The 22,323-nt window shown below is 57.2% G+C and carries 22 protein-coding genes; 18 read left to right on the top strand and 4 right to left on the bottom strand.

The window, feature by feature from the left end; translation table 11 throughout:
* Positions 1-80 precede the first annotated feature (80 nt).
* The 4 genes from AC1MKH_RS13800 to AC1MKH_RS13785 all read left to right on the top strand — a co-directional run bounded on the left by AC1MKH_RS13800 (position 81) and on the right by AC1MKH_RS13785 (position 5,052).
* A complete protein-coding gene (locus AC1MKH_RS13800) occupies positions 81-1,931 on the top strand; it encodes a bifunctional sugar phosphate isomerase/epimerase/4-hydroxyphenylpyruvate dioxygenase family protein (protein ID WP_276220025.1) in 1,851 nt (616 codons plus the stop codon).
* Between the two features lie 79 nt (positions 1,932-2,010).
* Complete coding sequence (locus AC1MKH_RS13795) at positions 2,011-3,357, top strand: MFS transporter (protein WP_276220026.1); 1,347 nt, start codon at positions 2,011-2,013, stop codon at positions 3,355-3,357.
* Entirely contained in the window at positions 3,347-4,183 is an 837-nt protein-coding gene (locus AC1MKH_RS13790) for a shikimate dehydrogenase family protein (RefSeq protein ID WP_276220027.1), read from the top strand. Before AC1MKH_RS13795 ends, AC1MKH_RS13790 begins: the two co-directional genes overlap by 11 nt.
* Positions 4,184-4,329: 146 nt before the next feature.
* Positions 4,330-5,052 (top strand): substrate-binding domain-containing protein, encoded by a 723-nt coding sequence (locus AC1MKH_RS13785; protein ID WP_327621867.1) that lies wholly within the window; start codon positions 4,330-4,332, stop codon positions 5,050-5,052.
* Here the strand turns inward: AC1MKH_RS13785 and AC1MKH_RS13780 are convergent.
* From AC1MKH_RS13780 to AC1MKH_RS13765, 4 genes are all read right to left on the bottom strand, one after another.
* Complete coding sequence (locus AC1MKH_RS13780; RefSeq protein WP_276220029.1) at positions 5,038-5,787, bottom strand: ABC transporter ATP-binding protein; 750 nt, start codon at positions 5,785-5,787, stop codon at positions 5,038-5,040. The genes AC1MKH_RS13785 and AC1MKH_RS13780 overlap by 15 nt on opposite strands.
* Positions 5,784-6,791 carry a FecCD family ABC transporter permease gene (locus AC1MKH_RS13775; protein ID WP_276220030.1) on the bottom strand — a complete coding sequence of 336 codons (1,008 nt, stop codon included), beginning with the start codon at positions 6,789-6,791 and terminating at the stop codon, positions 5,784-5,786. The genes AC1MKH_RS13780 and AC1MKH_RS13775 overlap by 4 nt, the downstream gene beginning before the upstream one ends.
* Positions 6,778-7,845 carry an ABC transporter substrate-binding protein gene (locus tag AC1MKH_RS13770; RefSeq protein ID WP_442961922.1) on the bottom strand — a complete coding sequence of 356 codons (1,068 nt, stop codon included), beginning with the start codon at positions 7,843-7,845 and terminating at the stop codon, positions 6,778-6,780. Before AC1MKH_RS13770 ends, AC1MKH_RS13775 begins: the two co-directional genes overlap by 14 nt.
* A 208-nt stretch (positions 7,846-8,053) precedes the next feature.
* Entirely contained in the window at positions 8,054-8,872 is an 819-nt protein-coding gene (locus AC1MKH_RS13765) for a DNA-binding transcriptional regulator (protein WP_276220031.1), read from the bottom strand.
* 187 nt (positions 8,873-9,059) lie between these two features.
* Here AC1MKH_RS13765 and AC1MKH_RS13760 point away from each other — a divergent pair, with 187 nt between their 5' ends.
* The 14 genes from AC1MKH_RS13760 to AC1MKH_RS13695 all read left to right on the top strand — a co-directional run bounded on the left by AC1MKH_RS13760 (position 9,060) and on the right by AC1MKH_RS13695 (position 22,273).
* Complete coding sequence (locus AC1MKH_RS13760) at positions 9,060-10,724, top strand: bifunctional 3-(3-hydroxy-phenyl)propionate/3-hydroxycinnamic acid hydroxylase (RefSeq protein WP_276220032.1); 1,665 nt, start codon at positions 9,060-9,062, stop codon at positions 10,722-10,724.
* A 1-nt stretch (position 10,725) separates the two neighbouring features.
* Positions 10,726-11,670 carry a 2,3-dihydroxyphenylpropionate/2,3-dihydroxicinnamic acid 1,2-dioxygenase gene (gene mhpB, locus AC1MKH_RS13755; protein WP_253898100.1) on the top strand — a complete coding sequence of 315 codons (945 nt, stop codon included), beginning with the start codon at positions 10,726-10,728 and terminating at the stop codon, positions 11,668-11,670.
* Positions 11,671-11,685: 15 nt separating this feature from the next.
* Complete coding sequence (mhpC, locus tag AC1MKH_RS13750; RefSeq protein ID WP_276220033.1) at positions 11,686-12,552, top strand: 2-hydroxy-6-oxonona-2,4-dienedioate hydrolase; 867 nt, start codon at positions 11,686-11,688, stop codon at positions 12,550-12,552.
* A 9-nt stretch (positions 12,553-12,561) separates the two neighbouring features.
* Positions 12,562-13,368 (top strand): 2-keto-4-pentenoate hydratase, encoded by an 807-nt coding sequence (mhpD, locus tag AC1MKH_RS13745; protein WP_276220034.1) that lies wholly within the window; start codon positions 12,562-12,564, stop codon positions 13,366-13,368.
* A complete protein-coding gene (gene mhpF, locus AC1MKH_RS13740; RefSeq protein ID WP_149462655.1) occupies positions 13,365-14,315 on the top strand; it encodes an acetaldehyde dehydrogenase in 951 nt (316 codons plus the stop codon). Before mhpD ends, mhpF begins: the two co-directional genes overlap by 4 nt.
* The gene (mhpE, locus tag AC1MKH_RS13735) at positions 14,312-15,325 is read left to right on the top strand and encodes a 4-hydroxy-2-oxovalerate aldolase (protein ID WP_276220035.1); all 1,014 of its coding nucleotides are present in this window, start codon (positions 14,312-14,314) and stop codon (positions 15,323-15,325) included. Before mhpF ends, mhpE begins: the two co-directional genes overlap by 4 nt.
* Before the next feature lie 122 nt (positions 15,326-15,447).
* Positions 15,448-16,665: a 3-(3-hydroxy-phenyl)propionate transporter MhpT gene (mhpT, locus tag AC1MKH_RS13730; RefSeq protein WP_276220036.1), complete on the top strand. Its 1,218-nt coding sequence runs from the start codon at positions 15,448-15,450 to the stop codon at positions 16,663-16,665.
* Between the two features lie 219 nt (positions 16,666-16,884).
* A complete protein-coding gene (gene hinT, locus AC1MKH_RS13725; protein ID WP_015964223.1) occupies positions 16,885-17,241 on the top strand; it encodes a purine nucleoside phosphoramidase in 357 nt (118 codons plus the stop codon).
* Positions 17,242-17,244: 3 nt separating this feature from the next.
* The gene (locus tag AC1MKH_RS13720; protein WP_015964224.1) at positions 17,245-17,619 is read left to right on the top strand and encodes a YcfL family putative periplasmic lipoprotein; all 375 of its coding nucleotides are present in this window, start codon (positions 17,245-17,247) and stop codon (positions 17,617-17,619) included.
* A gap of 22 nt (positions 17,620-17,641) precedes the next feature.
* Positions 17,642-18,280 (top strand): penicillin-binding protein activator LpoB, encoded by a 639-nt coding sequence (gene lpoB / locus AC1MKH_RS13715; protein WP_188016846.1) that lies wholly within the window; start codon positions 17,642-17,644, stop codon positions 18,278-18,280.
* Positions 18,261-19,085 (top strand): thiamine kinase, encoded by an 825-nt coding sequence (thiK, locus tag AC1MKH_RS13710; RefSeq protein ID WP_276220037.1) that lies wholly within the window; start codon positions 18,261-18,263, stop codon positions 19,083-19,085. The genes lpoB and thiK overlap by 20 nt, the downstream gene beginning before the upstream one ends.
* A gap of 11 nt (positions 19,086-19,096) precedes the next feature.
* On the top strand, positions 19,097-20,122 hold the full coding sequence (gene nagZ / locus AC1MKH_RS13705) for a beta-N-acetylhexosaminidase (RefSeq protein WP_276220124.1): 1,026 nt from the start codon (positions 19,097-19,099) through the stop codon (positions 20,120-20,122).
* Positions 20,123-20,155: 33 nt separating this feature from the next.
* Positions 20,156-20,698, top strand: coding sequence for an alpha/beta hydrolase YcfP (gene ycfP, locus AC1MKH_RS13700; RefSeq protein WP_149462650.1), 543 nt, complete (start codon positions 20,156-20,158; stop codon positions 20,696-20,698).
* Positions 20,699-20,968: 270 nt separating this feature from the next.
* A complete protein-coding gene (locus tag AC1MKH_RS13695; RefSeq protein WP_015964229.1) occupies positions 20,969-22,273 on the top strand; it encodes an NAD(P)/FAD-dependent oxidoreductase in 1,305 nt (434 codons plus the stop codon).
* Positions 22,274-22,323 lie beyond the last annotated feature (50 nt).

The raw sequence follows: 22,323 nt of genomic DNA, 5'->3' as shown, positions 1-22,323 counted from the left end.
AATTTAGCAACCGAATCTGGCGTAAATGAACCAAATGATTCATATTCGTTTCATCTCTTCATTCACACAGGGCGAAACCTATGCTGCGCTCCATTGCTACCGTTTCCATTTCCGGGACGCTGCCTGAAAAACTGAGCGCCATTGCGGCGGCGGGCTATCAGGGCGTTGAAATCTTTGAAAACGATCTTCTCTATTATACCGGTACGCCCGCCGATATCCGAATGCTGGCCGACGATCTGGGCTTAAAAATTACCTTATTCCAGCCATTTCGTGACTTCGAAGGTGCAAGTCGCGAACAGTTTGCCGCCAATCTGGCACGCGCGAAACGTAAATTCGCGCTGATGCATGAACTGGGGTGCGACACCCTGCTGCTGTGCAGCAATGTCTCGCCGAACTGTTCGGCGGATTTTGACTTGCAGGTTGCTGACCTGCGGGCGCTGGCGACGCTGGCGGAGCAGGAAAACATCCATATTGGCTACGAAGCGCTGGCATGGGGGACACACGTCAATCGCTGGTATCAGGCGTGGGAGCGCGTCAAAGCGGTCAATAGCCCGGCGATGGGAATTGTGCTGGACAGTTTTCATGTGCTGTCGCGTGGCGATAATCTCACGCGCCTGAATGAGGTACCACTGGAGAAAATCACCTTCCTGCAACTGGCAGATGCACCGTTAATGAAGATGGATGTGCTGGAGTGGAGCCGCCATTTTCGCTGCTTCCCCGGTCAGGGCGAGCTGCCGCTGATTGAATTCGCAACCGAACTGACGCGCCGTGGTTATCGTGGCCCCTGGTCGCTGGAAATTTTTAACGACGGTTTTCGCGCCTCGCCCAACGGCGCGACGGCGAAAGATGGGTATCGCTCTCTGCTGTGGCTGGAGGAGCAAACCCGCATGGCGCTGAGTAAAAGCAACGCGGATCTGTTTGTCACCGAGCCGTTGCCACAATGGCTCGGTATGGAATTTATCGAGTTTGCTGCCAGCGCCGCTGAGGCGAAAAAACTGGGCGCGATGCTGGCGGGAATGGGCTTTCGCCAGACCGGAATGCACCGCTCCAAGCAGGTGGCGCTGTGGAGCAATGGCGATGCGCGGGTCATCATCAACTATCAACCGCACAGCTGGGCGGATCACTTCTATCAACGTCACGGCGTCTCTCTTTGCGCGATGGCGTTGCGCGTCAGCGATAGCGCGGCGGTTATTACCCGGGCACGTGCCTACGGCTACGCCACCTGGCAAGGGGAAGTCGGCCCGAATGAAAGCACCATTCCGGCGGTGTGCGCGCCGGACGGAAGCCTTATCTATCTTGTTGATGAAAAACAAAATATCTACACCCAGGACTTTACCCTGACGCCTGATGACAATCCTGATGGCTTTACGGGCATCGATCATCTGGCGCTGGGCATGGAAGCCGACAGTCGCGATAACTGGGTGATGTTCTTTCGATCGGTGTTTGGTTTTGAGCTTGAACACGAACAAACCATGCCCGACCCGTACGGGCTGGTGCGCAGCCTGGCGGTGCAAAGTCCGCAGGGCAACATTCGCTTCGCACTCAATATTTCGCAAAGCCGCGCCACGCAAATTGCACGCTCTGTTGCCTGTTATCAGGGCGCGGGCTTGCAGCACGCCGCTTTTTCCTGCCGCGATTTACCGGCAATGCCGCCATTCTCCCCGGCCATTTCGCTGCCTGTTCCCGCGAACTATTACGAGGATCTGGTGGCGCGTTTTGGTCAGCCGGAAGGGATGGCAACTCTGCAACAGCAGCAAATTCTTTATGACCGCGATGCGCAGGGCGGTGAGTTTTTCCATCGCTATAGCTGGCCGTTCAGTGAAGGGCGCTTCTTTTTCGAATTGACCGAAAGGCGAGGCGGTTACGCCCAGTACGGGGCCGTCAATGCCGCCGTACGCCTTTCGGCGATGCAGTACCGTCAGATGCTGTAACTGTACCATCCGGTTCACTCCGGGCGTAAGACCATAACAATAAACATTCATCTGCACTCTACAACGACAGGTAAGCCCTATGAACACATATAGCCATAATCGCGTGGCAACCGCTGAGGCGGTGGCGGCGGTTCCCCGCTCACGGCGGCGTATTGGTATTCTGACGCTGCTGGCCGCGGGTACCATGATCAACTATCTGGACAGAACGGTTTTAGGGATCGCTGCCCCACAACTGACACAAGAGCTGGGGATTGGCGCGGCAATGATGGGGATTGTTTTCTCTGCATTTGCCTGGACTTACGCGCTGGCGCAAATTCCCGGCGGGATGTTCCTGGACCGCTTTGGCAACAAAGTCACCTATTTCCTGGCGCTGAGTTTCTGGTCGCTGTTTACCTTGCTGCATGGTTTCGCGATTGGCCTGAAAACGCTGCTGCTGTGCCGTTTCGGCCTTGGGGTGAGTGAAGCGCCATGCTTCCCGGTTAACAGCCGGGTCGTCAGCGCCTGGTTTCCGCAGCAGGAGCGCGCGCGCGCCACGGCGGTGTATACGGTGGGGGAATACCTCGGGCTGGCCTGCTTCGCGCCATTACTGTTCTGGATAATGGATGGTTTTGGCTGGCGAACATTGTTTATTACCGTTGGCGTCTTTGGTCTGCTGTTCGCGCTGGTGTGGTGGCGCTGTTATCGCGAACCGCACGAAGATAAACATCTGAGCGATCAGGAGCGAGACTACATCGCCGCAGGCGGCGGTATCACCACCGGAACGGAGAAAAAAACGCATTTCAGCTGGCCGCTGGTGCGCCAGCTGTTGAGCAAACGGCAAATTCTCGGGGCCAGTATCGGGCAATTTGCCGGTAACACGGTGCTGGTCTTCTTCCTGACCTGGTTCCCCACCTATCTGGCAACCGAGCGCCATATGCCGTGGCTGAAAGTGGGCTTCTTCGCCATTCTGCCGTTCCTGGCGGCAGCGGGCGGCGTGATGTTCGGCGGCTGGGTATCGGACAAAATCCTCAAAGCCACGGGCAGCGCCAACCTTGGCCGCAAACTGCCGATCGTGGTGGGGCTGCTGATGGCAAGCTGCATCATCACCGCTAACTGGCTGGAGAGCGACACGGCGGTGATCCTGGTAATGTCCTTCGCGTTCTTTGGCCAGGGAATGGTCGGACTTGGCTGGACGCTTATCTCCGATATGGCGCCCAAAGGACTCGGCGGCCTCACCGGCGGGTTGTTTAACTTCTGCGCTAACCTCGCGGGCATTCTGACGCCGCTGGTCATTGGTTTTATCGTTGCGGCATTCGGCAACTTCTTCTACGCACTTATCTATATCGGCGGGGCCGCGCTGCTCGGCGTGGTGGCGTATCTTTTTATTCTTGGCGATGTAAAACGTATTGAACTGGATATTCCGCAGGGAGAAACAGATGCAAATTAGTGGTCACACGCGGTTAATTGCCCATCTGGGTTATCCGACGGAAGGCTTCAAAGCACCGATGATCTACAATCCGTGGTTTGCGGATCAGCAGGTGGACGCCAGAGTGGTGCCGGTGGGCGTCACGCCCGAGGATTACGCGGCTTTCGTCCCGACACTGTTCAAAATGACCAATATTGCCGGAGCGCTGGTCACCATGCCGCACAAAGTGGCGACCTGTGCGCTCATGGCGCGTCTGAGCCCGACAGCGGCCATTGCCGGCGCATGCAATGCCATTCGTCGCGAGGCGGATGGCTCGCTTACCGGCGAAATGTTCGATGGCGACGGTTTCGTGCGCGGTATTCAGCGCAAAGGCTTCCAGACAAGAGGTGCCCGCGCGCTGGTGGTGGGTAGCGGCGGCGTGGGCTCGGCGATTGCCGCCTCTTTAGCGGCGGCAGGCGCTGCGGCGCTAACGCTGTATGACAACCGTCCGGAAATGGCAGCGGCGCTTGCCACGCGTTTACAGGCGCACTATCCGCGACTGAAAATTACCCTGATGGCGAACGATCCTTCCGGGCATCAGCTGGTGGTGAATGCAACGCCTTTGGGGATGAACCCGGATGATCCGTTGCCGCTGCCCGCTGAATTGCTCACGCCAGAGATGTTCGTCGGTGAAGTGGTCATGAAGCAGGCCGTCACACCGCTGCTGGCGATAGCGAAAGCGCGCGGGTGCGCGACTCAGCAGGGCACGGACATGCTGTTTGAGATGATTCCCGCGTATCTCGATTTCTTCCATCTGCCGGTGGCAACGCCGGAGCAGCTACGTGCGCTGGCTCAAATCGAATCATGATGCTTGTGCCTGATGGCGCTACGCTTATCTGGCCTACGGGATCGTCAACCTTGTAGGCCGGGCAAGCGCAGCGCCCCCGGCATTTTTACGGGCTGCACATTGCGCATAATCCCGCTAAAATATCCGTTTTCCCGCTGGATTTTGTTATGCCATCCACACTAACGCTTTTCGCCGCAGGCAGCCTGCGGCGCGCATTTATTCCCCTTATTGAATGCTTTACGGCGCAAACCGCCATCCCGGTGAACCTGAGTTTTGGCCCGGCCGGACTGCTGCGTGAGCGTATCGAAGCGGGTGAGGCGTGCGATGTGTTTGCTTCGGCTAACGCGCAGCATCCACAAACGCTGATTGCGCAGGGACTGGCGCGGGAAAGCCAGATTTTTGCCCGCAACACCTTAATTCTGACCGCGCATCGCCATCTCAGGGGCGACGCATTAACACTTCTGCGCAACCCCGATTTACGTCTGGCAACCTCCACGCCAGGCTGTGACCCTTCCGGTGATTACACCTGGCAGCTGTTTGATAATTTAAACAGCCTTGAGCCCGGCCTCGGTGAGCAACTGAAATCCCGTGCTATGCAGCTGGTAGGTGGGCGCGACTCGCTCTGCATTCCATCAGGGGAGATCGCCAGTAAATGGTTACTACAACAGGATCTGACCGATCTGTTTATCGGCTATGCGCACTATGCCGCCGCGTTAACGCACGACGACGCTCTGCGCGTGGTTGAGCTTCCGCAGGGGCAGAATATTCGCTGTGATTACCATGCCGCACGGCTGGCTGAAAGTGAAAATGCGCAGACGCTGTATGCCTTCATCCTTGCGAACGTTGGGCAACGTTACCTGCGCGAAGCGGGATTTTTAGCGGTGAATTGAAAACAGCGGCGCCAGCACCGGACATGCGTAATCAGTAAGCTGAATTTTACGTACCGGCAGGCCATACGCGCGTTGCAGGTTTGCTTCTTGAACAACATCCGATGTCGCGCCTGCCAGCCACTCTCTGTTGGGCAACAGCAGCAACGTGTGGCTGGCTATTTGCAACGCATGAGTGGGATCGTGCGTGGTGAACACCACCGTGCGCGACTGACCGTGTGCCAGGTTACTAATCAGCTGCAACACGGTTTGCTGATTAGCGAGATCCAGCGCCGAGCAGGGCTCATCGAGCAAAATATTCTGACTGGCGCTGACCAGCGCGCGTGCAATCATCACCAGCTGCTGCTGGCCGCCGGAAAGGGCGTGGAACAGCGTATCGGCCAGATGCACAATATTAAGCTGCGCCAGCGCCTGCATCACCTGCTGCTCATCCTCCTGCTTAGGTTGCGCAAACAGGGCGATGTGCCGCGCCCGACCCATCAGCACCACATCGCGCACCCGCCAGGCAAACGCCGGACGAAAAGATTGCGGCACAATCCCCGCGCCGCCGCGTACGTGCACGCTGCCAGAGATTGCCCGCAGCACGCCGGTCACCGTATCGAGCAACGTGCTCTTCCCGCGTCCATTCGCCCCTAATACCGCCCAGATTTCACCGGGCCGGCAATCGAGTGTCATCGGGGAAAACAACGGCTGCTGATGACCATATACCAATGCATTCAGAGAAAGTGACGCGGTCATGAGCGGGCTCCTCGGCGCGTGTTGCGCACCAGTAACAGGGTAAACAGCGGCGCGCCAATCAATGCGGTCAGAATGCCGATAGGGATCTCCGCCGCCGTCAGCGTACGCGCGACATCATCCACCACAATCATAAAACTGGCGCCCAGCCAGAACGCGGTTGGCAGCAGGCGACGGTGATCCGCACCCGCCAGCAAACGGGCCAGATGGGGAATCACCAATCCCACCCACGCAATACTGCCGCTTACCGCTACCTGTGCGGCAACCAGTAACGCGCAGCACACCAGCACGCCGCGACGCAGCGGTGTGACGTTAACCCCCAACGCGCGCGCATCTTTATCGTCGAGTGACAGTAAATTAATGCGCCAGCGCAGTTTAAACAGGACCGCAGCGGACAGGGCGACCGGAAGCGCGAGCATCAGCGTTTTGTGCCAGTTTGCCGTCGCAAAGCTGCCGAGTAGCCAGAACACGATGTTGGGCAGCGTCTCTTCCGTATCGGCGAGATACTGCATCAGGCTTACCAGTGCGGCAAAGAAACCGCTGAGGATGATCCCGGCGAGGATCAAAATTAGCGTGCTTTCTCGCCCCTGTAGCGCAGCAATGAGATAGACAAGACACAGTGCCAGCAGGCCAAAGAAGAACGTGGAACCCATCATCAGCGGGGCGCTGAATCCCAACAAAATCGCCAGCGTACCGCCGAACGCTGACCCGGAAGTGACGCCGATAATATGTGGATCGACCAGTGGGTTCTGGAACACGCCCTGGAGCGTGGCGCCGCACAATCCCAGCGCGCCGCCCGCCAGCAGCGCCATCAACACGCGCGGCAAACGCACGGACCAGACTATCTGCTGCGCGATATCCGCAGGTGCAGTGGGATGAAACAGTTGCCAGAGCACATCGCGCAGGGGCAGAGGATACTGACCAAAGCAAAGGGACACCACGGCAAGAAAAAGGGTGAGCAGCATCAACCCACCCTGAAGCGCCAGCGGTTGACTACGGTTGAGCATGCGGCTGCCAACTGGTGCGGTAGAAACGTTGGTAATAATCCTGGGCCTGGGCATCGACATCGACGTTTTTGTAGTGCTCTGGATAGAGTTTTTTCGCCATCCACAATTCACCAATCGCCAGCGCTTCCGGCATTGGGTAGCCCCAGGCTTTGGCATATTCCGGCATTAGCCAGACGCGATGATTTTTCACGGCATCAATGGCCTGCCATTGTGGGTCAGTGGTGATTTCTTTAACCACTTCCGGGTAGCGGTCCTGCACGAAAATGACCTGTGGGTTCCACTGCAATACCTGCTCCAGCGACACCTGACGTGCGCCTTTCACTGTAGCCGCGGCGACGTTCATCGCCCCCGCGTGCTGCATCATCAGCCCGGTATATTTTCCGGAGCCATAGGTGTTGAGATCCGGGTTGGCCATATAGACGCGGACTTTTTTGTCTTCAGCAATCTCCGCGACCGGTGCGTTGAATTTCTGGCGCGCGCTAAAGGTGTAGCGGATCAGTTCGTCTGCTTGTTTCTCGCGATTCACCACCTCGCCAATCAGGCGAATACCCTGTTTCAGCCCTTCGTCATAGGCGTGTTCTTCATCCGCCATCGTCGGGTTCATTTTGTTTTTTTCACCGGCGGCATCTTCACGCAGCGAAATCGCGACAACCGGGATGCCCGCGTTTTGAATCTGCTGGATCATTGCCGCTGGCGCATAGTTGGCGACGAACACCACCTGCGGATGTAGCGCCAGCAGGCTTTCGATATTCACCTGCGTCAGGTCGCCGGGCATGGGCAGAGAGGAGAGTGTCGGCATAAAGCGTGCGAAATCGGGGCCCAGCTGTTTTTTCCAGCTGCTGAGTACGCCAACCACGTCTTTACCGGCGTCTAACTGCACCAGCAGATTAAGCGTTTGGTGTTGCAGAACCACTGCGCGGTTAACGGTATCGGGCAGGGTGACCTGACGGCCAAGCTGGTCGGTGAGTGTGCGTTCCGCCTCGGCGGGTGAAACAACGGCAAACGTGGCGCAGAGCAGCGCGATGCCGGGGAGCAGACGTTTTACATTCAACATGAAGTGGCTCTGAGAGAAGGGAAATTTCGATGTGTATTTGAATATATAACGATGGGGATTGCAAATGGTTGTGGGGGAGATACCTATTAATTTCTGGGGTATGGTGCGCGATGGGGCCCTCACCCCGGCCCTCTCCCGCAGGGAGAGGGAGAAAACCGCACTCGCTTAAACTTTGGCACGATCGGTTCCCTCTCCCTGCGGGAGAGGGTTAGGGTGAGGGATGCTCGTAGATAATCTCCTGCTCTTCCATGCGCTCCTCAATCTGTTTCGCTACCCGCTGTAGCGCACTCAAATGCTTCGCCGCCGCCTGTTCAATGGTCATCGCTTTGGCGATATACACCAGGTTCAGACAGCCCATTACCCGGCCCTGGCTGCGCACCGGCACGGCGATGGAGGCGATTTTTTCCTCTTGCTGCCAGCCGCCAAAGTTTTCGCCATAACCATTATGGCGTGTGCGTTCCAGAATAGATGCCAGCTTCTCGGGTTCGCGCGCCAGCTGGTATTCCGCTTCCGGACGGCCAGCCAGCATGTTGATAATCGGCTGGCGGTCGTGCTCGGCGGAAAACGCCAGCCAGGTAATACCCGACGCGGTCAGCAGCAGCGGCAGGCGGCGGCCAACCATGGCCCGGTGAAAAGAGAGACGGCTAAAACGGTGCGTAGTTTCGCGCACCACCATGGCGTCAACGTCGAGCGTGGTTAAATCGGTTGGCCAAATGACCTCGCGCAATAATTCGCCAAGTAATGGCGTTGCAAGTGCAGAAATCCAATGTTCGTCACGAAATCCTTCACTCAGCTGACGAACTTTCATCGTCAAACGGAAGCTGTCATCGGACAAACTGCGGCGAACGTAGCCTTCATCCTGAAGCGTTTCCAGCAGCCGCCGAACGGTGGTGCGATGCAGGCCGCTAAACTCAGCCAGCGTCGCGGTTGATGCGCCCCCATCGAATTTATTTAACAAATTTAATAACAATAACCCTCGGGTTAATCCGCGTACTGTTTTGTATTCCGTCGTCTCGTTGTTCTTCATGTTTCCTGACAATTCTAGAGTCAAAACAACCGTGTGCACTAAGTGCACCTCTGAGCCTGTTTTGATTGTAGCCTAAATTACCGGACATATACTGAGCGCATTATAAAAAAATGTTCACATCAAATTAACAAATGACGGCACGGGCGTATCCGTACCGGTTATTTGGTCCGAGAAGTGAGGTAATGACATGACAACGATAAATCCCGATATCCAGCCTGCCGTTCAGCAGTCCGCTCAGGTCGCCATTGTCGGCGCGGGCCCGGTGGGCCTGATGATGGCGAACTACCTTGGGCAGATGGGCGTCGAGGTACTGGTGGTTGAGAAGCTCGACAAACTGATCGACTACCCGCGCGCCATCGGTATTGACGATGAAGCGCTGCGCGCCATGCAATCGGTCGGCCTGGTGGAGAACGTATTGCCACATACCACGCCGTGGCATGCGATGCGTTTCCTGACTCCGAAGGGTCGCTGCTTTGCTGATATTCAGCCGATGACCGACGAGTTTGGCTGGTCGCGGCGAAACGCCTTTATTCAGCCGCAGGTCGATGCGGTGATGTATGAAGGGCTGTCGCGTTTCCCGAACGTGCGGGTGCTTTTCTCGCGTGAGCTGGAAGCGTTTAGTCAGAATGGTGACAGCGTCACAATTAATCTGCAAGGCCCGGAAGGCCAGCGCGAAACGGTGAAAGCCGACTGGCTGGTCGCCTGCGATGGCGGGGCGAGCGTGGTGCGCCGTACGCTCAATGTGCCGTTTGAAGGCAAAACCGCGCCGAATAAATGGATTGTGATTGATATCGCCAACGACCCTTTATCGACGCCGCACATTTACCTGTGCTGCGACCCGGTGCGCCCTTATGTCTCTGCCGCGCTGCCGCACGGCGTGCGCCGTTTCGAGTTTATGGTGATGCCCGGTGAAACCGAAGAACAGTTGAGCGAACCGCACAACATGCGTCAGTTGCTGAGCAAAGTGCTGCCGAATCCCGATCACGTCGAACTGATTCGCCAGCGTGTGTATACCCACAACGCGCGCATTGCTGAACGTTTCCGCGTTGATCGCGTACTGCTGGCGGGCGACGCCGCGCACATCATGCCAGTCTGGCAGGGTCAGGGTTACAACAGCGGGATGCGCGACGCCTTCAACCTCGCCTGGAAACTGGCGCTGGTGGTGAACGGTAAAGCGGGCGAACGTCTGCTCGACACCTACCAGCAGGAGCGTCGCGACCACGCGAAAGCGATGATTGATTTATCCGTCACCGCCGGAAACGTCCTTGCCCCTGCAAAACCCTGGCACGGCAACGTGCGTGATGGCATCTCCTGGTTGCTGAATTACATTCCGCCGGTGAAACGTTATTTCCTCGAAATGCGCTTTAAACCGATGCCGCAGTATCGCGAAGGGGCGCTGGTGATGGACGCCAGCGTCAAAAACACCCCGGTCGGCAAGATGTTCATTCAGCCAAAAGTGACCCGCGAGAGCGGCGAGGTGACGCTGCTGGATGATGTGATAGGCGCGAATTTCGCCATTATCGGCTGGGGCTGTAACCCGCTGTGGGGCATGAGCGAGCAGCAAATTGCCCGCTGGCGCGCGCTGGGAACGCAATTCATTCAGGTCGTGCCAGACGTACAGATTCATACCCCGCAGGACAACGTCGAGGGCGTAATTCGCCTCGGCGATACGCAAAACCGGCTGAAAACCTGGTTCGCCGCGCAGGACGCGTCGCTGGCGGTTATTCGCCCGGACCGCTTCGTCGCCGCGCTGGCAATCCCGCAAACGCTGGGTAACCAACTTAATCAGCTTGCCAGCGTCATGGCGTTGCAAGCCGTTTCATCCTCCGCTCCTGTTGAAAAGGTGGCCTGATATGAACGCATATCTGCATTGTCTCTCCCACACGCCGCTGGTCGGCTATGTCGACCCGGCACAGCCGGTGCTGGATGAAGTGGATGGCGTGATTGCCGCCGCGCGCGAACGCATTGCTGCATTTGACCCGGAACTGGTGGTGCTGTTTGCCCCCGATCACTACAACGGTTTCTTCTACGACGTGATGCCGCCTTTCTGCCTGGGCGTTGGCGCGACGGCGATTGGCGACTTTTCCAGCGCGGCGGGAGAACTGCCGGTGCCGACGGATATCGCGGAAGCGTGTGCGCACTACAGCATGAAAAACGGTATCGACCTGGCGGTGTCCTACTGCATGCAGGTGGACCACGGTTTTGCCCAGCCGCTGGAGTTTCTGTTAGGCGGTCTGGATTCTCGCCCGGTGCTGCCGATCTTCATTAACGGTGTCGCCACGCCGCTGCCGGGTTTCCAGCGTACCCGCATGATGGGTGAAGTGATTGGCCGTTTCCTTACCACCCTCAACAAGCGCGTGCTGATTCTGGGTTCTGGCGGGTTATCGCATCAGCCTCCGGTGCCGGAGCTGGCGAAGGTAGACGCCCACATGCGCGACCGCCTGCTGGGCAGCGGGAAGCATCTGCCGCCGGATGAGCGCGAGCTGCGTCAGCGCCGCGTTATCGAAGCCGCCGAGAAGTTTATTGAAGATCAGAAAAGCCTGCATCCGCTTAACCCGGTCTGGGATAACCAGTTTATGACGCTGCTTGAACAGAAACGTTTGGGCGAACTGGATGCTGTCAGTAATGAAGAGCTTTCGGCCATTGCCGGGAAATCTACTCACGAAATTAAGACCTGGGTTGCCGCGTTCGCCGCGCTGTCAGCCTTTGGCGACTATCGCACCGAGGGGCGTTACTACCGCCCAATCCCTGAATGGATTGCCGGTTTCGGTTCCCTTAGCGCCCGTTCACAGAATTAAAGCAGGAGAAAAACAATGACCTATCAACCGCAAACTGAAGCCGCAACCAGCCGTTTCCTGAATGTCGAAGAGGGCGGCCAGACGCTGCGCATCCATTTTAACGATTGTGGGCAGGGCGATGAAACCGTCGTCATGCTGCACGGTTCTGGCCCCGGCGCAACTGGCTGGGCCAACTTTAGCCGTAACATTGACCCGCTGGTGGAAGCCGGTTACCGCGTTATCCTGCTCGACTGCCCTGGCTGGGGGAAAAGCGACACCATTATTAACAGTGGTTCCCGCTCTGACCTGAACGCTCGCATTCTGAAAAGCGTGGTGGATCAACTGGATATCCAGAAGGTGCATCTGCTGGGTAACTCCATGGGCGGGCACAGTGCGGTGGCGTTTACCCTGACCTGGCCGGAACGCGTAGGCAAACTGGTACTGATGGGCGGCGGGACGGGCGGAATGAGCCTGTTCACCCCGATGCCGACGGAAGGCATCAAGCTGCTAAACGGCCTGTATCGCGAACCGAATATCGACAACCTGAAGAAGATGATGAACATCTTCGTCTATGACCCAAGCGATCTGACCGAAGCGTTGTTTGAAGCGCGTCTCAACAATATGCTGGCGCGTCGCGATCACCTGGAAAACTTCATTAAGAGCCTGGAAGCCAACCCGAAACAGTTCCCGGACTTTAGCCCGCGTCTGGCTGAAATCAAAGCCCCAACGCTGATTGTCTGGGGCCGCAATGACCGCTTCGTCCCAATGGATGCGGGCCTGCGTCTGCTTTCCGGCATTAATGGTTCTGAGTTGCACATCTACCGCGACTGCGGTCACTGGGCCCAGTGGGAACATGCCGAATCTTTCAACCAGCTGGTGCTGGATTACCTCAAACGCGCATAAGGAGCCGTCATGACCACGTCGTCACTTGAACAACTGGCCGCCGCCCTGCGCGAGGCTGAACGAACCGGACAGGCTATTGCGCCGCTGCGCGACATTATCGGTCTTGATAATGCCGAAGCCGCCTATGCCATCCAGGCTCTCAATGTGGAAAACGCGGTGGCGAAAGGCCGTCGCGTAGTCGGGCGCAAAATTGGCCTGACCCATCCGAAAGTGCAGCAACAGTTAGGCGTTGACCAGCCGGATTTCGGCACGCTGTTCGCCGATATGTGTTACGGCGACAACGACACGATTCCTTTTGATCGTGTGATGCAACCGAAAATTGAAGCAGAAATTGCACTGGTGCTGAATCGCGATTTACCAAACGTTGATACCACTTTTGATGAGCTATACGGCGCTATTGAATGGGTGTTGCCTGCGCTGGAAGTGGTGGGCAGCCGCGTGCGCGACTGGTCGATTAAGTTTGTCGATACGGTAGCGGATAACGCCTCCTGCGGGGTGTACGTCATCGGTAGTCCGGCGATGCGCCCGGCAGGGTTAGACCTGAAAAACTGCACCATGCGTATGACGCGTAATAACGAACAGGTGTCCAGCGGGCGCGGCAGCGAATGTCTTGGGCATCCGCTTAACGCCGCCGTCTGGCTGGCGCGCAAGATGGCGAGCCTAGGTGAACCGCTGCGTGCGGGCGACATCGTACTGACCGGCGCGCTGGGCCCGATGGTCGCCATCAATCCAGGCGATCGTTTTGAGGCGCTTATTGAAGGTATTGGTTCTGTGGCAGCCACGTTCTCTGCCGCACAAGAAGGAAGTCAGTCATGAGTAAGATAAAAGTCGCCATCATCGGTTCAGGTAATATCGGCACCGATCTGATGATCAAAATTCTGCGCAACGGCAAGCACCTTGAGATGGCGGTGATGGTGGGGATCGACCCAGAATCCGACGGGCTGGCGCGCGCGCGTCGCATGGGCGTCGCCACCACCCATGAAGGCGTCAACGGCCTGATGGCAATGCCGGAATTCGCCGATATTGATATCGTCTTTGACGCTACCAGCGCCGGGGCACACGTAAAAAACGACGCCGCGCTGCGGGCGAAGAAACCCAATATTCGCCTGATTGACCTGACGCCTGCGGCAATTGGCCCGTACTGCGTGCCGGTGGTGAATCTCGATAAAAACCTCAGCCAGGGCAACGTCAACATGGTGACGTGCGGTGGCCAGGCGACCATTCCCATGGTAGCGGCAGTTTCCCGCGTGGCGAAGGTCCATTACGCGGAAATTATCGCCTCGATTTCCAGTAAATCCGCCGGGCCGGGCACACGCGCCAATATCGACGAATTTACCGAAACCACCTCGCAGGCCATTGAAGTGGTGGGCGGTGCGGCAAAAGGCAAAGCCATCATTATTCTCAATCCGGCAGAGCCGCCGGTGATGATGCGTGACACGGTGTATGTGCTGAGCGAGGACGCCTCGCAAATCGAAATTGAAGCGTCGATTGAGGAGATGGCCGCCGCCGTTCAGGCGTATGTGCCGGGTTACCGCCTGAAGCAAAAAGTGCAGTTTGAAATTATTCCGCAGGATAAACCGGTGACCATTCCGGGTATCGGTCAGTTCTCCGGCCTGAAAACGGCGGTGTATCTGGAAGTCGAAGGCGCGGCGCACTATCTGCCAGCCTATGCCGGAAACCTCGATATCATGACCTCAGCGGCGATGTCGACGGCGGAAAAAATGGCGCAAACCATGGTGAAAGCAGCGGGAGAAGTCGCATGAACGGTAAAAAACTCTATATCTCCGACGTCACCCTGCGTGACGGCATGCACGCCATTCGCCACCAGTATTCATTAGACAATGTGCGCCAGATTGCCAAAGCGCTGGATGACGCGCGCGTGGATTCTATCGAAGTGGCGCACGGCGATGGTTTACAGGGTTCCAGCTTTAACTACGGTTTCGGCGCACACAGCGACATTGAGTGGATTGAAGCTGCTGCCGATGCGGTGAAGCACGCCAAAATCGCCACCCTGCTGATTCCTGGCATCGGCACGCTGCATGATCTGAAAGCCGCTTATCAGGCTGGCGCGCGCGTGGTGCGCGTGGCGACGCACTGCACCGAAGCGGATGTCTCCGCACAGCATATCGCGTTCGCGCGTGAGCTGGGCATGGATACCGTTGGCTTCCTGATGATGAGCCATATGACCACGCCGGAAAATCTGGCGAAACAGGCGAAGCTGATGGAAGGCTACGGCGCAACCTGCATCTATGTGGTTGATTCCGGCGGCTCGATGAACATGAACGATATTCGCGACCGTTTCCGCGCGCTGAAAGCGGTGCTCAAGCCAGAAACGCAAACCGGGATGCACGCACACCATAACCTGAGCCTTGGTGTGGCGAACTCGATCGTGGCGGTGGAAGAGGGCTGTGACCGCATTGACGCAAGCCTGGCGGGAATGGGCGCGGGGGCAGGGAATGCGCCGCTGGAAGTGTTTATTGCTGCGGCGGATAAGCTCGGTTGGGATCACGGTACCGATCTGTATGCGCTGATGGCGGCGGCAGACGATCTGGTGCGTCCGTTGCAGGATCGTCCGGTGCGCGTTGACCGTGAAACGCTGGCGCTCGGTTATGCCGGTGTGTACTCCAGCTTCCTGCGTCACAGTGAAGTGGCGGCGCAGCGCTACGGCCTGAGCGCGGTGGATATTCTGGTAGAACTGGGTAAACGCCGGATGGTTGGCGGCCAGGAAGACATGATCGTCGATGTGGCGCTCGACCTGAAAGCTAAAGCGTAAAACATAACAAGAAAGCTTCGCCCGCCTGGCATGATGCCCGGCGGGCGCGTTTGCAAGGAAAAAATGCGCGGCTGGCAACGTATCAGCCGCCTTTCACCTGTCACCCTCGCAAAGGTAACGCTATGTCGAACATCGCCTCTACACCTGCAACGTCTCGCCTGATACTGACTATCGGGCTCTGTTTTTTGGTCGCCCTGATGGAAGGGCTTGATTTACAGGCGGCAGGCATTGCCGCCGTCGGTATCGCCCAGGCTTTTTCGCTCGATAAAATGCAGATGGGCTGGATTTTTAGCGCCGGAATTCTGGGCCTGCTGCCCGGCGCGCTGGTAGGTGGAATGCTGGCCGATCGCTATGGGCGTAAACGCATTCTGCTCGGATCGGTGGTGCTGTTTGGCCTCTTTTCGATAGCCACCGCGCTGGCGTGGAGTTTTCCATCGCTGGTCTTTGCGCGTCTGATGACCGGCGTGGGGCTGGGTGCTGCGCTACCTAACCTGATTGCCCTGACCTCTGAAGCGGCAGGCCCGCGTTTTCGCGGCACGGCGGTGAGCCTGATGTACTGTGGCGTGCCGATTGGTGCGGCGCTGGCGGCGGCGCTTGGGTTCAGCGGCCTGGCGCAGGCGTGGCAAACCGTATTCTGGGTAGGCGGTGTGGTGCCGTTGCTGCTGGTGCCCTTGCTGATGCGCTGGTTGCCCGAATCGCAGGCGTTCACCCATCAACAGACGTCGTCGCCCGCGCCACTGCGCGCGTTACTCGCGCCGGGGACGGCTTCCTCCACGTTATTGCTGTGGCTCTGTTACTTCTTTACCCTGTTAGTGGTGTATATGCTGATTAACTGGCTGCCGATGCTGCTGGTCGATCAGGGCTTTAGTGGCTCACAGGCGGCGGGCGTGATGTTTGCTCTGCAAATCGGCGCAGCTGTGGGGACGCTTGTTCTCGGTGCGCTGATGGATAAACTGAGCCCAATGCGCATGTCGCTGCTGATTTACAGTGGCATGCTGGCCTCGCTGCTGGCGCTGGGCTCGGCGGAATCACTGAGCACGATGCTGCTTTCTGGCTTTGTCGCCGGGCTGTTTGCCACGGGCGGGCAGAGCGTACTGTATGCGCTGGCGCCGCTCTTTTATCGCACCGAAATCCGCGCCACCGGCGTCGGCACGGCGGTGGCGATAGGCCGCCTGGGCGCGATGAGCGGACCGCTGCTTGCCGGAAAAATGCTGGCGCTGGGTACCGGCACGGTGGGGGTGATGGCGGCCTCCGCGCCGGGGATCGTTTTAGCGGGTGTGGCGGTTTTCTGGTTAATGAATCGACAGAAGCAGGCATCCACCGCGATCGAAGCTTCTTAAGCGCAATTTTACCGGGCGGCGCAATGCTGCCCGGCCTATCAATTTCCCTCTGTTTTGACCCTCTTGCCGGGGTTTTTCCGAGTTAATACAATAAAAAACGTAATCAGGTTGAAAGACAACGAGTAAGTCGCTCATACTCTTACCCAGTCTCCCGTGCATCAGAAAAGCCTGAAGATCAATAACAGGAATTCGTACGGTCGCATAATTAAGGAATCCCTCATGGCAGAAGAAACTATTTTCAGCAAAATTATTCGTCGCGAAATCCCGTCGGATATCGTTTATCAGGATGAGCTGGTTACCGCGTTCCGCGATATCTCCCCACAGGCGCCGACTCACGTTCTGATCGTGCCTAATATCCTGATTGCCACCACTAATGACGTGGCGCCTGAACACGAACAGGTGCTGGGCCGCATGGTGACCGTGGCGGCAAAAATTGCCCGCGACGAAGGCATTGCTGATGATGGCTATCGTCTGATCATGAACTGCAACCGCCACGGCGGGCAGGAAGTCTTCCATATTCATATGCATCTGCTGGGCGGTCGTCCGCTCGGGCCGATGCTGGCACATAAAGGTTAAGTGATGAAAGCAGGCTTTTCAGCTGCGCTACTGGCTGCATTTTTGCTGGCCGGTTGTGGCTCGCAACCGGAAATTCCGGTGGGCGATCAGCAAACGCTGGTGATGGAATCGAATGTCCTGGCCGCCGGGATCAGCGCGGAAAAGCCTGAACTGACGCGGTCGGAAATTCAGGCGACCGCCAGCGCGAAGCTGTTCAATGAAAGGCGTGAACCTGTCACCCTTCATTATCGTTTTTACTGGTATGAAGCCAGAGGACTGGAAATGCACCCGCTTGAAGCGCCACGTACCGTCACCATCCCGGCTATGGGATCGGTCACGCTGTACGGCAGCGCCAGCAGCCTGGGCGCACATAAAGTCCGACTTTATCTTTATTTGTAAGGGGTAAACCGGAATGACTACATTGCGTCGCTATGCGCTAATCTCGGCACTGGCTGTCCTGCTCTCCGGGTGCGTGGTGAAACAAGAACAACCCGCACCGGTGGAAGAGGCGAAGCCAACACCACAACAGCCAGTCGAACCGCAGCAGCCGGTACCGACGGTGCCTTCTGTTCCGACGATCCCGCAGCAGCCTGGCCCTATTGAGCATCAGGACCAACAGCCGTCGCAGCCTGCGCCTCGTGTACGTCACTATGACTGGAATGGCGCGGTACAGCCGATGGCAGGTAAAATGTTGCAGGCGAGCGGCGTGAACGCGGGCAGCATTCTGCTGGTCGATAGCGTGAATAACCGCACCAACGGAACGCTGAACGCGGCCGAAGCGACAACCGCGCTGCGTAACGCACTGACCGGTAACGGTAAATTCACTCTGGTTTCCGCGCAGCAACTGGCTGTCGCCAAACAGCAGCTTGGCCTGTCGCCGCAGGATAGCCTCGGTTCGCGCAGCAAAGCGATGGGGATTGCCCGCAACGTCGGCGCACAGTATGTGCTGTACAGCAACGCCACCGGCAACGTGAATTCCCCGGTACTGAAAATGCAGCTGATGCTGGTACAGACGGGCGAAATTATCTGGTCAGGTAGCGGTGCCGTTACGCAACAATAAGCTCACGCGTGATGCGGTTCTGTCACGCTATTTCCCTCAGTATCATCTTGTCGCCAGCCCTGATTATTCAGGGCTGAGCGGCAGTAGCTGTATCATCGCCTGCGGTGAGCAGCAGCGGGTTTTGCGCCAGCACCACACGGCACAGGCCCGCGAATTTCACTTTCTGCGTCAATATCACGCGCTCACGCGTTTACCCTCCACGCTCGCTCCGAAGCCGGTTTTTTATACCTCTGGCTGGATGGCCGTTGAATTTTTCAGCGGAGAGGTGAAAAGCGTGCTGCCGCCCCCTCGCCAACTGGCGTCTCTCCTGTATCATCTGCATCAGCAGCCGCGTTTCGGCTGGCGCGTAACGGTGCTGCCGTTGCTGGAACGCTACTGGCAGCAGTGCCACCCTACGCGACGCACGCCGTTCTGGCTGCGCACATTGCATCGTCTGCAAAAACAGCGAGAGCCGCAGCCGCTGCGCCTTTCGCCATTGCATATGGATGTTCACGCGGGCAACATTGTGCATACGCCTGTCGGGTTGCGGCTGATTGACTGGGAGTATGCCGGAGACGGCGACATCGCGCTGGAGTTGGCGTCGGTGTGGATGCACGACGCGCATCAACGCCGTCAATACAGCGATGCGTACGCGGTACGGGCGCGCATTGCGCCAGACGCGCTATGGCAACAGATTTTACGCTGGCGGCCCTGGGTGTTAATGCTCATGGCGGGCTGGTATGAGTGTCGCTGGCAGCAAACCGGCGATCGGCAATTTATCACGCTGGCAGATGAAATTTGGTGTCAGTTAAAGGAAAAACGATAAGAGAGGTCAGTGTGGGTCCGGTAATGTTGGATGTGGAAGGCTACGAGCTGGATGCGGAAGAGCGCGAGATTCTGGCGCATCCGCTGGTGGGCGGCCTGATTTTATTTACCCGTAACTATCATGATCCGGCGCAGCTGCGCGAACTGGTGCGCCAGATCCGCGAGGCGTCGCGCAATCATCTGGTGGTGGCGGTCGATCAGGAAGGTGGCCGGGTGCAGCGTTTCCGTGAAGGCTTTACTCGCCTGCCTGCCGCACAATCTTTTGCCGCCGTACTCGGCGAGGAAGAGGGCGGACGCCTGGCGGTTGAGGCCGGTTGGCTGATGGCCAGCGAAATGATCGCCATGGATATTGATATCAGCTTCGCTCCGGTGCTGGATGTCGGGCATATCAGCGCTGCAATTGGCGAGCGCGCCTATCATGCGGATCCGCAAAAAGCGCTGGCGATGGCGCGTCACTTTATCGACGGCATGCACAGCGCCGGTATGAAAACTACCGGTAAACACTTCCCCGGTCACGGGGCGGTCACCGCCGATTCGCATAAAGAGACGCCGCGCGATCCGCGTCGCGAAGCCGACATTCGCGCAAAAGATATGGCCGTGTTCCAGACGCTGATTACGGAAAATAAACTCGATGCCATTATGCCTGCGCACGTCATCTACAGCGACGTAGACCCGCGCCCGGCAAGCGGTTCGCCGCACTGGCTGAAAACCGTGCTGCGCGGTGAGTTAGGCTTCGATGGCGTGATTTTCTCTGACGATTTGTCGATGGAAGGCGCGGCGATTATGGGCAGCTATGCCGAGCGCGGCCAGGCATCGCTGGATGCGGGTTGCGATATGATCCTGGTCTGCAATAATCGTAAAGGTGCGGTCAGCGTTCTTGATAACCTGTCGCCGATCAATGCCGAGCGTGTTACGAAATTGTATCATAAAGGTTCATTTACACGTCAGGCGTTAAGGGATTCCGCCCGCTGGAAGACAGTCAGTGCGCAACTGGAACAGCTCCACGAACGCTGGCAGGACGTGAAGGCAGGCCATTAACCCTCCCGACAAGGGAGTTGTGGTGAGGATCAAATGATTATCTATTTACACGGTTTTGACTCGAACAGCCCAGGCAACCATGAAAAAGTGTTGCAGCTTCAGTTTATCGACCCGGATGTGCGGTTGATTAGCTACAGTACGCTGCATCCAAAACATGACATGCAGCATCTGCTGAAAGAAGTGGATAAAATGTTGCAGCTCAACGTTGACGATCGCCCGCTGATTTGCGGCGTGGGGCTCGGCGGCTACTGGGCGGAACGCATCGGCTTTTTATGCGATGTGCGTCAGGTTATCTTTAACCCGAACCTGTTCCCCAACGAGAACATGGACGGGAAGATTGACCGCCCGGAAGAGTATGTCGATATTGCCACCAAGTGTGTGAACAACTTCCGCGAGAAAAACCGCGACCGCTGCCTGGCGATCCTTTCCCGGAAGGATGAAGCGCTCGACAGCCAGCGTTCGGCACAGGAACTGCATCACTTTTATGAAATTATTTGGGATGACGTTCAGGGGCATAAATTCAAAAGTATCTCGCCACATCTGCAACGTATCAAAGCCTTTAAAACCTTAGGCTGAGCCGTTTTTTCACGCCCCGTTCTGGGGCGTGAAATGTTAAATCCCCCTCGTTTTTTTACTCCCCTTATCCGCAAAAATCCCATGAAACGCTAAAGTTGCTTAACTTCTGCGCGGTAAAACTTGATACACATCAAATTTGGTATGACCAATGCACCGTTCATGTTATTCTTCTTGCTGCTGAATGGTTTCGGGATAGTAACTTGTTGTTAGATAAGAGCTATTTTAATAACTTTTAATTAACAATTGGTTAATAATTTTTAAGGGGGTCACGTGACTACACCAATCAAAAGAATCGTTATTGTGGGTGGTGGCGCTGGCGGCCTGGAACTGGCTACTCAACTGGGTAGAAAGCTTGGCCGGAGCAAAAAAGCGAAAATTACGCTGGTGGACCGCAACCACAGCCATCTGTGGAAGCCGCTGCTGCACGAAGTGGCAACCGGTTCGCTGGATGAAGGCGTGGATGCGCTGAGCTACCTGGCGCACGCGCGTAACCATCACTTCCAGTTCCAGTTGGGTTCAGTGATGGATATCAACCGCGAAGCGAAAACGATTACCATCGCCGAATTGCGTGATGAGAAGGGCGACCTGCTGGTGCCGGAACGTAAGCTGGCTTATGACACACTGGTGATGGCGCTGGGCAGCACCTCCAACGACTTCAACACGCCGGGCGTGAAAGAGCACTGCATCTTCCTCGATAACCCGCATCAGGCGCGTCGTTTCCACCAGGAGATGCTGAATCTGTTCCTGAAATATTCAGCGAACCTGGGCGCGAACGGTAAAGTCAACATCGCCATCGTTGGCGGCGGGGCAACGGGCGTCGAGCTTTCTGCTGAACTGCACAACGCGGTGAAACAGCTGCACAGCTACGGCTACAAAGGCCTGACCAACGACGCGTTGAACGTTACGCTGGTGGAAGCGGGCGAACGTATTCTGCCTGCGCTGCCGCCGCGTATTTCCGGCGCCGCTCACAACGAGCTGACCAAAATGGGCGTACGCGTCCTGACGCAGACCATGGTCACCAGCGCTGATGAAGGTGGCCTGCATACCAAAGACGGCGAATATATTCAGGCCGACCTGATGGTGTGGGCAGCAGGCATCAAAGCGCCAGACTTTATGAAAGAGATTGGCGGCCTGGAAACCAACCGTATCAACCAGCTGGTGGTTGAGCCGACGTTGCAGACCACGCGAGATGCAGACATTTTTGCAATTGGTGACTGTGCGTCCTGCGCGCGTCCGGAAGGTGGTTTTGTGCCGCCGCGCGCTCAGGCTGCGCACCAGATGGCAACCTGCGCCCTGAATAACATTCTGGCGCAGATGAAGGGCAAAGAGCTGAAACCGTATTCTTATAAAGATCACGGCTCGCTGGTTTCACTTTCGAACTACTCGACGGTCGGCAGCCTGATGGGCAACCTGATGCGCGGTTCGATGATGGTTGAAGGTCGCATTGCGCGTATGGTGTATATCTCGCTATACCGTATGCACCAGATTGCGCTGCACGGCTACATCAAAACCGGCCTGATGATGCTGGTCGGCAGTATCAACCGCGTTATCCGCCCGCGCCTGAAACTGCACTAATATAATATTCCGGCCCGACGCTCAGTCGGGCCGTTTTCAGCAGATTGTTC

Source organism: Pseudocitrobacter sp. CD920760, assembly GCF_057782505.1.
This window is presented reverse-complemented; position numbering and strand designations above follow the sequence as displayed.